This window comes from Thermostichus sp. MS-CIW-40, from assembly GCF_054058315.1.
The window spans coordinates 1-11,370 of the sequence record NZ_JBSSAC010000066.1 but is presented as its reverse complement, the minus strand read 5'-3'; the positions used below and the strand labels follow the sequence as shown (position 1 = coordinate 11,370).

The 11,370-nt window shown below is 57.2% G+C and carries 13 protein-coding genes and 2 pseudogenes; 2 read left to right on the top strand and 13 right to left on the bottom strand.

Annotated elements, in window-relative coordinates; all coding sequences use genetic code 11:
* Positions 1 to 217: 217 nt before the first annotated feature.
* On the top strand, positions 218 to 1,096 hold the full coding sequence (gene murI, locus ACVWXF_RS13570) for a glutamate racemase (RefSeq protein WP_457386033.1): 879 nt from the start codon (positions 218 to 220) through the stop codon (positions 1,094 to 1,096).
* Between the two features lie 36 nt (positions 1,097 to 1,132).
* Here the strand turns inward: murI and ACVWXF_RS13565 are convergent, their stop codons facing one another.
* Positions 1,133 to 1,708, bottom strand: a complete 576-nt coding sequence (locus ACVWXF_RS13565; protein ID WP_457474650.1) for a hypothetical protein — start codon at positions 1,706 to 1,708, stop codon at positions 1,133 to 1,135.
* Positions 1,709 to 2,115: 407 nt separating this feature from the next.
* On the opposite strand from ACVWXF_RS13565, the gene fba reads away from it, so the two are divergent.
* Positions 2,116 to 3,195 carry a class II fructose-bisphosphate aldolase gene (fba, locus tag ACVWXF_RS13560; RefSeq protein ID WP_011432022.1) on the top strand — a complete coding sequence of 360 codons (1,080 nt, stop codon included), beginning with the start codon at positions 2,116 to 2,118 and terminating at the stop codon, positions 3,193 to 3,195.
* Between the two features lie 153 nt (positions 3,196 to 3,348).
* On the opposite strand, the gene ACVWXF_RS13555 is transcribed toward fba, so the two are convergent.
* The 12 genes and pseudogenes from ACVWXF_RS13555 to ruvC form a co-directional block, all read right to left on the bottom strand.
* Positions 3,349 to 3,489 (bottom strand): hypothetical protein, encoded by a 141-nt coding sequence (locus ACVWXF_RS13555; protein WP_457394980.1) that lies wholly within the window; start codon positions 3,487 to 3,489, stop codon positions 3,349 to 3,351.
* Between the two features lie 33 nt (positions 3,490 to 3,522).
* Positions 3,523 to 3,706: pseudogene (locus tag ACVWXF_RS13550) on the bottom strand (hypothetical protein); the annotation flags it as partial.
* A 189-nt stretch (positions 3,707 to 3,895) separates the two neighbouring features.
* Positions 3,896 to 4,102, bottom strand: a complete 207-nt coding sequence (locus ACVWXF_RS13545) for a hypothetical protein (RefSeq protein WP_457394983.1) — start codon at positions 4,100 to 4,102, stop codon at positions 3,896 to 3,898.
* Positions 4,103 to 4,271: 169 nt separating this feature from the next.
* Complete coding sequence (locus ACVWXF_RS13540) at positions 4,272 to 4,439, bottom strand: response regulator (protein ID WP_414426320.1); 168 nt, start codon at positions 4,437 to 4,439, stop codon at positions 4,272 to 4,274.
* Positions 4,432 to 4,931: pseudogene (locus ACVWXF_RS13535) on the bottom strand (zinc ribbon domain-containing protein); the annotation flags it as partial. The gene ACVWXF_RS13540 and the pseudogene ACVWXF_RS13535, both read right to left, overlap by 8 nt.
* A 168-nt stretch (positions 4,932 to 5,099) precedes the next feature.
* Positions 5,100 to 6,494 (bottom strand): 23S rRNA (uracil(1939)-C(5))-methyltransferase RlmD, encoded by a 1,395-nt coding sequence (gene rlmD, locus ACVWXF_RS13530; RefSeq protein WP_457474649.1) that lies wholly within the window; start codon positions 6,492 to 6,494, stop codon positions 5,100 to 5,102.
* 151 nt (positions 6,495 to 6,645) lie between these two features.
* On the bottom strand, positions 6,646 to 7,833 hold the full coding sequence (locus tag ACVWXF_RS13525; RefSeq protein ID WP_457474648.1) for a GNAT family N-acetyltransferase: 1,188 nt from the start codon (positions 7,831 to 7,833) through the stop codon (positions 6,646 to 6,648).
* Positions 7,818 to 8,006: a hypothetical protein gene (locus ACVWXF_RS13520; protein ID WP_414329284.1), complete on the bottom strand. Its 189-nt coding sequence runs from the start codon at positions 8,004 to 8,006 to the stop codon at positions 7,818 to 7,820. The genes ACVWXF_RS13525 and ACVWXF_RS13520 overlap by 16 nt, the downstream gene beginning before the upstream one ends.
* Positions 8,007 to 8,074: 68 nt before the next feature.
* Positions 8,075 to 9,133: an ATP-grasp domain-containing protein gene (locus ACVWXF_RS13515; RefSeq protein ID WP_414350608.1), complete on the bottom strand. Its 1,059-nt coding sequence runs from the start codon at positions 9,131 to 9,133 to the stop codon at positions 8,075 to 8,077.
* Between the two features lie 36 nt (positions 9,134 to 9,169).
* On the bottom strand, positions 9,170 to 9,925 hold the full coding sequence (locus ACVWXF_RS13510; RefSeq protein WP_414407402.1) for an alpha/beta hydrolase-fold protein: 756 nt from the start codon (positions 9,923 to 9,925) through the stop codon (positions 9,170 to 9,172).
* A 120-nt stretch (positions 9,926 to 10,045) separates the two neighbouring features.
* Positions 10,046 to 10,699 (bottom strand): LON peptidase substrate-binding domain-containing protein, encoded by a 654-nt coding sequence (locus tag ACVWXF_RS13505; protein ID WP_011432147.1) that lies wholly within the window; start codon positions 10,697 to 10,699, stop codon positions 10,046 to 10,048.
* 95 nt (positions 10,700 to 10,794) lie between these two features.
* Positions 10,795 to 11,301 carry a crossover junction endodeoxyribonuclease RuvC gene (gene ruvC / locus ACVWXF_RS13500; protein WP_011432146.1) on the bottom strand — a complete coding sequence of 169 codons (507 nt, stop codon included), beginning with the start codon at positions 11,299 to 11,301 and terminating at the stop codon, positions 10,795 to 10,797.
* Positions 11,302 to 11,370 lie beyond the last annotated feature (69 nt).

Below are 11,370 nucleotides of genomic sequence, written 5' to 3'. Positions count from 1 at the left end.
ACTTGGCTCATAAGTTCATTGTACTTCATCAAAGCGCATTCCTCCCGGCACTGACCCTACGGGTACAGTGCGGGGCTCCTGCGATTTCTAGCTGATCGAATTGACGATCCAGTTGGCCCAGTTGATCTCAGAGGGAAGGCAGGGAATCTGTCGCCGAGATTCTCGAAAGCAGGGTAGGATACAGCAGCTTAGGCCAAGGTGTTGAGGAGAATGGAGCATGCGGTGGGAGTGGGGATCGGATCCGGATCCCAGTTGGCCAATTGGGGTGTTTGACAGCGGCTTGGGCGGGCTGACGGTTTGGCGAGCTTTGCGCCGTCGGCTCCCCCACGAACGGCTCATCTACTTCGGCGACACAGCGCGGTTGCCCTATGGGGAACGCTCGCCAGAGGAGATCCTGGCCTTTGTGCGGCAAATTCTGACGTGGATGCAGGCGCAGCCGGTGAAGCTGGTGGTGATGGCCTGCAATACCAGCTCGGCCTTGGCCCTAGAACAGGTGCGGCAGGAGTTTGCCCTGCCCGTTCTGGGGTTGATCCTACCCGGCGCCCAGGCAGCACTGGCCCAAGGATCCCGTATTGGGGTGCTCGCCACGGTGGCCACGGTCAAGAGTCGCGCTTACTCAAGAGCCATTCAAGAGTACAGCGCTCTGGATCCCAAACGTTTTCCGTACCCCGTTTACTGTTGGGAGCAGGCCTGCCCTGAGTTCGTCCCTCTCATTGAAGCCGGATGGCTGGATAGCCCTGCTCTGCGACAGGCGGCTGAACGCTACCTGCAACCGCTGTTGCAACAGGGGATCGATACTCTTGTCTATGGCTGTACTCACTACCCCCTGCTGGATCCAATCCTGAAGCCTTTGCTGCCGTCCTCGGTCAAACGGGTAGATCCAGGGATGGCGCTGGTGGGATCCCTGGCCCGCGAATTGAGCTTGTGGGGCTTGCGCCGCCCCTCGACCGCTGCCCAGGAGGAACCCCACCGTTTCTGTGTGAGCGGGGATCCAGAGCGATTTGCCCAGTTGGCCACTCCTTGGTTGGGCTTTCGGCCCCAGGTAGAACGGGTGGAATTGCCGGCTTTGGATGTCAGCAACTCCCTCCGCCCCTGAGCGCCCTTCTCCTCGGGGATAAAGATTGGGGGCCCCTCAACGGGTCATCACCTGCAAGGGGAAACGTTCCGCCAACTCCCCTTCCACCTTGGGTAGCCATTCCTCTTGGAACACCCACACCTGCCCCTGCTGTACACGGCCATCGGGGTTTTGCGTCAGCTCCAGCCAGTACACAAATTGGTTTCCCCGCAGCACCACCCCTTGGATGGCAAGGGCCAAGGTATAGCCCGGACTGCTTGCCAGAGCTTCTGGGGACGGGTAGCGAATCACCTCCACCGCCTGATCCAGATCGGCGGCGATCTCCGGCCCATAAACGTCGCGAATGGCTTGAAAGAGGTCTTCTGCCGTCAGTCCTTGGGGGCGAAAGAACGTCATCCGCTCCGAGCGAATCGTCTCCCGATCCAGCGGGTTGATGATCCGTCCCGGCGGAGCCACCGAAGCCAAGAACGTAAAACGGGATCCATCCGGCTCCACTCGGTTGATGTTCAGGGTTTCACCCGGACGGGGCCGCAGCACAGGATTGTCCCTCACCCAGGCCGCCACCTGATCCGGAGATTGCCCAGGGATCCCCCAAGCTGCCGACCGAAGGCCCGCCACTGCCCAGCAGGCCATTGCCAAACCGGTTCCTCGCACCCAGCGCAGCCTTTTGCCCCAGCAGGACAGAGCCCTTGTTGGCTTTGCACCCAAGACCGGCCAGCGATCGCAACGCACGTTCCCATTCCTCCGGGCGAACAACACAAAACTGAAAGAGATCAATTGAGGTAAGAGATCAATTAGGCGGGCATGGGCAGAACCATCCTCGATGCAAGCGCCCAACAGTCTTGCCCCTCCCCACTGTACCTGAAGATGTCGGCGCGCCTGTTGCGTCCGAGCGCGAGCATTGCGGCCAATGGTTGCAAAGATCCCTCGGCAAGATGCGCAGATCCCCGGCGGCTTATCCGCCAAAACGTAAAAAGTATCTTAAGATCAACGGTAAGCAAATCTCATACGCACTAGGTCAGCACCTCAGGAGGTAACCGATGGCTCTCGTTGCAATGCGGACGCTGCTGGATCATGCCGCCGAACATGGCTACGGCATTCCTGCCTTCAACGTCAACAACATGGAGCAGATCCAAGCAATCATGCAGGCAGCCCATGAAACCAACAGCCCCGTTATCCTGCAAGCCTCTCGAGGGGCACGCAAGTATGCGGGCGAGAACTTTCTGCGGCACCTGATCCTGGCGGCAGTGGAGACCTACCCCCACATCCCCGTCGCCATGCACCAAGACCACGGCAATAGCCCGGCTACCTGCTATTCCGCCATCCGCAACGGCTTCACCAGCGTCATGATGGATGGATCCCTCAAGGAAGATGCCAAGACCCCGGCCAGCTACGAGTACAACGTGGCCGTTACCTCCGAGGTGGTGAAAGTGGCTCATGCAATCGGGGTGAGTGTGGAAGGGGAACTGGGCTGCCTGGGATCCCTGGAAACGGGTCGTGGGGAAGCGGAAGATGGCCACGGCGCGGAAGAGGCGCTCAGCCATGACCAACTCCTCACCGACCCCGACCAAGCGGTGGACTTTGTGGAGCGAACTCAGGTGGATGCGCTGGCCGTAGCCATTGGTACCAGCCACGGCGCCTACAAGTTCTCCCGGAAGCCCACTGGTGACATCCTCGACATGGAGCGCATTGCTGAGATCCACCGCCGCCTGCCCAACACGCACCTGGTGATGCACGGTTCCTCCTCGGTGCCCAAGGAGCTGATCGACATCATCAACGAATACGGCGGCTCCATTCCCGAGACCTACGGTGTGCCGCTGGAAGAAATTCAGCGGGGCATCCAAAATGGGGTGCGCAAAGTGAACATCGACACCGACAACCGCCTGGCCATCACGGCTGCCGTGCGTCGAGCCCTGGCCGAGAATCCGAAAGAGTTTGATCCCCGCCACTTCCTCAAGCCTTCCATCAAGGAAATGCAAAAAGTCTGTGCTGAGCGCTACATTGCCTTCGGCTGTGCTGGCCATGGCACCAAAGTTCCGGTGGTTACCTTGGATGAGATGGCAGCCAAGTATGCTTCTGGAGCTTTGGCGGCTCAGGTGAAGAAGACCGTTGCGGTCTAGTCCCCACATCCTGCAAGAACTCTGGAATGCTTGCCGGGGCGCTTCCAGGGTTTTCCTTGGAGATCAGCTAGGTCACTGGACTCAGATTGGACAAATAAGGGGATCCAGCTGGGATCCCCTTTTGCTTTGGAGGAACTTGATGCGTTTTGGGGGTCAGGCAGCTTTTGCCGCAGAACGTTTTTCCGTCTCAATTTGATGGTTCAGCAACGCCAAGCTTAGGCAGTCCAACAGTTCCAGGTCAGCCTCAGAGTAGCGCCGCTGAAAGAGCAGCTCATTGATGCGGTTCTGATACATTTACGCTGAACACTGCTGAACATCACTGTTCAACTATGCAGCGATAGCATTCTGTTTGTTTCCAACCAGAATGGCGGTATCCCGCAAAGCTTTGAGTAGAATACCCAAAGCGCAGTTTCCGTGTCGTCTTACTACCAATTTTCTGCTTTGCTTTGGCTACCATGTTGGCAGACTCGAAAGTAAACAGAAAGATCAACTGGTAGTAATCCGTACTGAACATATTATACATTATTTTCAGTATAGTTGAGCTTATTATTGACTAGAGTCATGCTCTTGGCCCAAGCTGAGGAAGCTGCTGCGGAACACCTGCTCCACGATTTCTTGGATGCTGGAGGGCAGAGTAACAGAGTCAAGACTTGTATTCATGGCTGGTTCTGTTTGAGAGATGGTTTTTGAAGGGAGAAGACTATCTTTGCCAAGAGGTGAGGTAGCGCTGCTCGATGTCCTGCAGGGAAAGATGGGAAGCCCTGGGCCGCGGCTCATTCACGGAGGAGACATCGTTCTGCCACTTGAGGGATACTCCCAGCAGTGCTCCCAAAGAGAAGCTCTCGCTCAATAGGGCTGCTACGCGGTAAGTACGGTAGTCCAGGGTTAGATCTTCACTGACTTGCATCTGTGTTTCCTCCGTATTTCTAACGTTCATGCCCCTATCATAGCCTCGAGATCAGTGGAAGTACAGAGAAACATCGAGGATTTGCGTAGGCAATTTGTACGTTTCTTCTACGCGATTTGGCGGATATCGGTGGGATCCCAGGGGTCTTTGGGGCGGGTTCAGGGTTGAGTCAGGGATCCCAGCCCAGCAGAGCACAGATGTCCGCAGCCAGGGTGGCGGCGTTGAAGGGTTTGCCGATGAGGCCATTGGCTCCAAGCTGAGCCAGAGAGGAGGGTGAAACTGGGAAATTGACATCCTCCCCGGCCTGAAGGCCGGAGATTCCTACCACGCTACGCATGGATGGCTCCTTGCGCAGTCGTCTCGGCGGGTTCCTGCTTCCGACCGCCCGTGCAGTTCGATCCACAGGCCATCCGGGCTGACACGGGTGGTTCACCCACCCGCATCCCGACCGCAGCGTCGGCCGTGTCCTGCCCTTCGTCTCGCAACAGCTGTATCCCGCGAGCAAGGATGTTGATGGCACCGACCAGAAAGGCCTCCGGCCCGCTGCCGCGAAAGGCCTCCGGCCCGCTGTCGCGATCGGCGTTATTCTCATAGCCGCACGCCACGCACTCGAACCAGGCTTGGGTCTGGCGGTTGTCTGATGAAACATGGCCGCAACATGGACAGGTGCGGCTCGGGTTCTGCGGCGGCACGACAATGAGCCTGCCACCTTTCCAGGCCAGCTCGTACTCCAGCTGGCGACGGAACTCGTACCCAACTTGGCGCGGACGTTCTTCCCAGGAGCATCTGCCGTTCCTGCTGGCTGTTGGGCAGCAATTCGTACTTGAAGGCTTGAAGTCGTTGCACCGCTCAATCGTATTCTTGACCTATGCGTGATGACAACGATATTCACATGGCCGGCACTGCGTTTTTAAAGGGCGTCGGCTACGGTCGGCGCTATCCTTCCCCGCCCTGAAGGACGGGGCTTGCCGCGCCTTTTGGTCAGGGTGCGTACTCTTCAAACTCGCTCCAAAAAGGCCACCCCCTCTACATGCCCGGTTTGGGGAAAGAAGTCAGCCGCCCGCCATTGGGTAAGGCGATAGGATCCCTCTGCCAATAAGACCTGTAAGTCTCGCGCCAAAGTGGCAGGGTGACAGCTAATGTAGACGATGCGTGGTGGTCGTCGCAGCTTTAGGGTCTCGAGCACTTGGCGGTCGCAGCCGCGCCGCGGCGGATCCAGCACCACAATGTCGGCAGGGGGCAGGGTCGGCAAAAGCTGTTCCACCGTGCCCTGGAAAAATTGGGCTGAGGCGATACCGTTGAACTGGGCATTGTAGCGGGCTTGGGCCACCGCTTCCGGCAAAGCTTCCACCCCCATCGCCCGTTTCGCCCGTTGCGCCAGCAGCAAGGTTAAGGTGCCGATGCCACAGTAGGCATCCAGGATGGTTTCCTCTCCCCGCAGGTTCAGTTGGTCGGCTATCCAGGTAAAAAAGGCTTCTGCTTGCTCTGTGTTGACCTGGAAGAAAGAGGTGCTGTCGATCCAGAGGGAAAAACCGGCAAATTCCTCCCGCAAAGACCCCCGACCGGCAATCACCTCAGTCTCCGGGCCGAAGATGGCATTGGTGCGGGCCGAGTTGAGATTGAGACAGACCCCCACCAGGTCAGGGTAGCGCTGCATCCAGCGTTCGGCCCAGCTTTCCAGATGGGGCAGGCGACGACTGCAACTGACCAAGGTCAGGAGCACCTCGCGGGTACGGCGACCGATGCGCAAACCCAAGTGGCGGAGATGACCTTGGTGACGACTTTCGTCGTAGACACTCCAGCCCGTTTCTTGGAGATCCCGCTTGATTTCCCTCAGGAACACATCCAGCCGCTCGTCTTGCACGGGGCATTGGTTGAGGTTCACCAGGCGGTGGCTGCCCCGTTGGTAGTAGCCCATGCGCAAGGGCTGGCCCTCCGGTTTGGCCATGGGGTAGGTGACCTTGTTGCGATAGCGCAGCGGCTGCTGGGATCCCAAAATGGGGACAGGCTCCGGCAGAGCAAGACCGCCAATCCGCTCCAGTGCATCCCTGAGGATTTGCTGCTTGGTGGCCAATTGCTGGGCATAGCTGACATGTTGCCATTGGCAGCCACCACATTTGTCCGCCACAATGCAGGCTGGTCGCACCCGTTCGGGAGAGGGAGAAACCAGCGACCGAATTCTCCCGACCAAGTAGTTGCGCTTGATCTCGGTTATTTGGGCCACCACCTGATCCCCGGGCACCGCCTGGGACACAAACACCACTCGCCCTTGTCCAAGTCCTACCGTGTGGGCAATGCCATCTCCCTGGGTGGTCAGGGCCGTGACCTCCAACGCCAAGAGATCCCCAGGTTTAACGGGATCAGGAAGGCCGGAAGGGATCGGATGTTCCATTAGGCTGTTTCGCCGAAATTCGAAATAACTATAACCATAGGTCAGGTCGTGTTGGCTGGAGTCAGCATTGCCGGAAAAAGCTGTAGCAAGGCAAAAAGCATGTCAGCGGCCAACTGCTTACGGGATTGAAAACCCCATCCAATGAAGTGGTTCACTCCTTGGTCAAAGCAGATAGAGAAGGCAAAACATCTTCTCGAAAAGGAACCTCGTTTTGATTCACATTCTCCAGCTCGGCCAACATGAGAGGGTTAACCCGGTTCAGGTAGGGCACCAAAACCTGTTGCAGCCTTCGGCTATAGAAGCGGTGGTAGCTGTACACAGGCGTGGCCGGAAATCCCCGTCGAATCTTATGGGATCCCCCTGCGCCGGGATCAAAGTTGCGGATCCCTTCTCGGATGGCGAGGGCAATGGGCTCGTAGTAGCAAACGTTAAAGTGCAAAAACTTCACCTCCTCCCGACAACCCCAGTAGCGCCCGAACAGGCGATCTCCCTTACGAATACAAAAAGACATCCCCACAATTTCTGCATTCCGTTCCCCGGCCACCAGCACAACTCGCTCCCGATAGTTGGGATAGAGAGACTCGAAAAAGCGGCGATTGAGATATTTGCTCCAGTTCCAAAATTGGGCGCAGGTGTTGCTGTAAAAGTCGTACATGAGAGACAACAGGCGGGGCGTGATCTCCTCTCCTGTGTAAATCTTGAGTTCTAGGCCGCTTTTTTCCATTGCAGCCCGCTCTCGCTTGATGTTGCGCCGCTGGTTGGCATTGAACTGGCTCAAAAAGTCTTCGTAAGAGCGGTAGCCGGGGTTGTGCCACTGGTAGTTGTGGGTGATCCGGGGCGTAAATCCATCCGACTCCAATTGAGTCCGCCAGTCCAGATCTACGTAAAGCAAGCTAAACACCGAAATATCCTTCTCTTGGCAAAACCGGTCAATGGCTGCCAGCATCAATGGCCACACCTCTGCTTCTGAATACTCGGGATGGACGAGAATGCGATAGCCCGTGGCCGGGGTGAAGGGGGCCATGCCGATTAACTTCGGGTAGTAGCGTTCCCCCAATTGGCCGGCAACTGCAGCCCATTCTTGGTCAAAGACAAACTCCCCCTGGCTGTGGCTTTTCAAATACAAGGGGGCAGCAGCAACCAACTGGCCGTCCGCCTCCACCAACAGGTGACAGGGCAGCCACCCTGTCCTGCGGCTGGCACAACCTGAGCTCTCTAGGCTGTGCAACCATTCGTATTCCAAAAAAGGAGAGGTGCGCTCCGTTTGCAAAGCGTGCCAGGCCACTGCCGGGATCTCGCGAATATCGTGGCACCAGCGCCATTTCAAGCCGGTTGACATTTGCCTGCTCGGATCAGACCAACCCGCCGTGCAATTGCCTCAGCTTGGCCGGGAAAAGGCCCCCAATGCTCTTGCCGACTCAAGAGGGGATCCCCCGCCGCCAAATGCAGCACCTGGCAGGATCCCTGCGCCTGCTTGATCACGTACCACCCTGAAACGGGGTCGGAAACCACGCTGCTGCTCCTTTGCCCGTCCACAACTTCTCCGGCGGAAAACCACACTTTTGGGTTCTGGTTTGATTTTAATCGGGATCCCTGGGCTCGTAGTAACGGTTGGCCAAATCCAGAGCCATCTGAAACTTCTGCTCGCGGGTGAGATCGGCCCGTCGGGCAATGTGGGCAAAGCGGTTGATATCTGGGGGCAGGAAGTCGAAAGGACGCTGTTCCCGCACGATGTCCAAGACCAAATCGCAAAGGGCCTGCTGGTAATCGTTGTAGAAGATCTCTCCCAAAGCCTTGAGCCGCCCATCGGGCACCGGATTGTTAAAGTCGATGGCCTGCAGCTCTCCCTGCTCGTCGATGAATAGCTCCACCGAGTTCATTTCATAGCCCAAAACTCGATTGATAATCCGACAGGTATTGATGACTTTCTGGCCCATTTCCGGGGTAAGAAATTCTGGATCAAACAGATATTCGCTGGCATCGAACTTGCGAAAGATATACTTGATCGGAATGATCTTTCGGCCAATGCAGAGGGCGCGAATCTGCCAAGGGTAAGGGGTTTTGACCTTCTCTTGGATCATCATCACCTGAGATCCAGAGCGGTCGTAAAAATAGAGGAGCTGCTCCATGTTGTGGGCTATTTCTACTCCAATGGCCTCTCGCCCCTCCGCCGGCTTAATCACAATTGGCCAGCCTAGGTCTTCTGCCATCCCCTGCCAATCGAAAAACTTATGATACTTAAAATCTTCTGCTTTCAATGCAGGGGCTTCTTTAGGGGGCAGAATGTAAGTTTTGGGGATGGAGATCCCCAGCTCTTTGACCACCATGTAGGCAGCATCTTTGTTGCGCAGGTAGTAATAAAAGCTAAACGGGTTGTTGATGAGGTAAACCCCCCGAAAGGCAAAGCCCATGAACAGGCCGATGGCTTGGGGGTAAAGGTAGCTGAAACGATCCAGGATCAGGCGATACTTGGTGCGGTAATCCAGGTTCACCTCGTGAATGGTGACATGTTCGGCCCGGATCTTGTAAGTTTGGCCGTTGCGAGCTTGAACAGGGGGAAGTGCGTTGAGGCGGGCCAGAGTATCGTCCCCAAAAGGCTCGCTGAAGTGCAGGCTGCCAACCCAATAGTCTTCAATCATCAAAGCTCTCTCAAAAGCTATTCCCTGCAAGGGATCCTACGCGAAGGCGCGGATTTGCGCTTGCCAAGTGGGCCAGTCGTGATCCCCCTCCCATACCTCCAGTTGATGGGGGATGTCGTTGCGGCTGAGCACTTCTGCCAGGCGCAGATTGTCGCTGAGGCAGTGGTCGCGGCGAGCGGTGAGCAACTTCAGCTCGGTGTTGCGCCCGCCCAAGTGATCCCAGAGTTGCCGGCTCATGTTGGACATATAGGCCAGCGGGTTGATGAAATACAGCTCCTGCTCTGCCCGTTGGGGATCCCAGCCGGTGACAGAGCCGAGAGCGGCCACATCGTAGGGCCCCCCCAGAGCCAAACAACGGCGCACTAGGCCGGGATGCCGACAGGTGAGGTTGACAGCATGGGTAGCTCCCAGGGAAAACCCAGCCACCACCAGAAACTCATTTTGCGCCTCGGCCTTGGCGTAGGGGATCAGCTCTTCTACCCAGTGCTGCTCCAACAACAGCCAACGATCCCGACGTTGGGGCAAGTCCAGCTGGCGGTTGAACAAAGTCTCCCAATCTAGGGTTTCCACGCAAAAAGCCTGCAAATAGCCCTGCTCCAGATGATGGCTGAGGCTGGCAATAATGCCGCGATCTTCCACGTCAAAAAAACGCCCGTTGCTGGTGGGCAGACAGATCAGCGGGTAGCCGTGATGCCCAAAGTGGAGCATCTCCATTTCCCGGCCCAAGATCTGAGAGGGAAAGCGCAAGTAGCGGCGAGCGTAGGCCATGAAAAACGGGGAAGGGATCCTCAAGAAATACCCAACTTTCCGGGGGAAGCATTCTGCTCTGCCTGGTCGAGCAAGGCAAAGGGCACTCTCTGGAAAGGTCCACAAGAGCCACCAGAACAGATGGGAGCAGACCTGACAGGAACCTCAGGAAATTTCCGTGAACAGATCCTTGAGGGCCGTGCGGGCGGCCAAGTGCTTGCGGGTGGACTCGAGAATTTCGGCTTCCCGGCGCAGCCGCCTTTCGGTACTGACCATTTCCAGCAGAGCTTGCTGCTCTTGGGGGGCCCCATGGAAGTGGCTAGCCACCCAGTAGGACAGTTCTATGGGGGTGGTGGGGAGCTGCTCCGGCAACTGTGCATCCCGCTCCATTAGCTTGCCCGAGAGACGCACCACATCTTGAAGGAGAGTGGTAACCTGGCGCACCCAGCTTTGCAGGTCATCGGAAGGGGTGGTCGGCTCATCCTCAATCCATTCCACCAGCCCCACCCGGAAGGGTTTTTCCCGCACGTAATCCAAGACGCGGAAGCGCTGCTGCCCCAAGGTCAAAATGTCCATGCGGTCATCCGGCAATCGCTGCACCTGCAACACCTCAGCACAACAGCCCACCCGCACTGGGGATCCCGTCTGGGGATTGAACATCAGCACCCCAAAGCGGCGATCCGTCTCCAGAATGGTGTTGATCATCATGCGGTAGCGGTACTCGAAAATGTGCAGCGGCAGAGGTCGGCCCGGAAACAGCACCACCTCCGGCAAGGGAAACAGCGGTAGCTCGCGAACATCCACGGAAGAAGAAGGCATAGGGCTTGTGCTTCTCGCTGTACTGAGTCTAGCCCATCTTTATTGGCCAATCTTTATCTCTGCTAAAGGTAGGGGATTGACAGGGAGGGGATCCCTCAAGAGAAGCGGTGGTGCCAGACTGTGATGGCAATCGCCAAGGCATCGGCGGCATCATCCGGGCGGGGCAAGCTGGGCAGGTTGAGTTCCCGGGCCACGGCAGCTTGTACAGCCTGCTTGTCGGCGCGCCCGTAGCCTGTCAAACTTTGCTTGACTTGGGCGGGCGTAAACTCCACCGGCAACAGATGATGCTGGGCCAAGGTGAGCAGGATCACGCCACGGGCTTGGGCGATGGCAATGGTATTGCCCATTTTGTAGAAAAAAAGTTTTTCCAGCCCCACCTGATGCGGGCGCAGTTGGCGCAGCAACTGGCTCAAATCCTCGTGCAGCGTTTGCAGCCGCTCCGGCATCGAGTGTTGGCTGGGGGTGCTGATCACCCCATAATCCACAGGTTTCAACCCCGCAGATCCCGCCAGAATGCAACCAAAACCCATGGTTCCCAGACCTGGATCTAGGCCGAGGATGCGCTGCTCAGGTGGGGTGTCTGATACATTTACGCTGAACACTGCTGAACATCACTGTTCAACTATGCAGCGATAGCATTCTGTTTGTTTCCAAACAGAATGGCGGTATCC

Coding starts and splice junctions, on each gene's coding strand:
- murI (WP_457386033.1), top strand. CDS start 218: ATGCGGTGGGAGTGGGGATCGGATCCGGATCCCAGTTGGCCAATTGGG.
- ACVWXF_RS13565 (WP_457474650.1), bottom strand. CDS start 1,708: ATGGCCTGCTGGGCAGTGGCGGGCCTTCGGTCGGCAGCTTGGGGGATC.
- fba (WP_011432022.1), top strand. CDS start 2,116: ATGGCTCTCGTTGCAATGCGGACGCTGCTGGATCATGCCGCCGAACAT.
- ACVWXF_RS13555 (WP_457394980.1), bottom strand. CDS start 3,489: ATGTATCAGAACCGCATCAATGAGCTGCTCTTTCAGCGGCGCTACTCT.
- ACVWXF_RS13545 (WP_457394983.1), bottom strand. CDS start 4,102: ATGCAAGTCAGTGAAGATCTAACCCTGGACTACCGTACTTACCGCGTA.
- ACVWXF_RS13540 (WP_414426320.1), bottom strand. CDS start 4,439: ATGCGTAGCGTGGTAGGAATCTCCGGCCTTCAGGCCGGGGAGGATGTC.
- rlmD (WP_457474649.1), bottom strand. CDS start 6,494: ATGGAACATCCGATCCCTTCCGGCCTTCCTGATCCCGTTAAACCTGGG.
- ACVWXF_RS13525 (WP_457474648.1), bottom strand. CDS start 7,833: ATGTCAACCGGCTTGAAATGGCGCTGGTGCCACGATATTCGCGAGATC.
- ACVWXF_RS13515 (WP_414350608.1), bottom strand. CDS start 9,133: ATGATTGAAGACTATTGGGTTGGCAGCCTGCACTTCAGCGAGCCTTTT.
- ACVWXF_RS13505 (WP_011432147.1), bottom strand. CDS start 10,699: ATGCCTTCTTCTTCCGTGGATGTTCGCGAGCTACCGCTGTTTCCCTTG.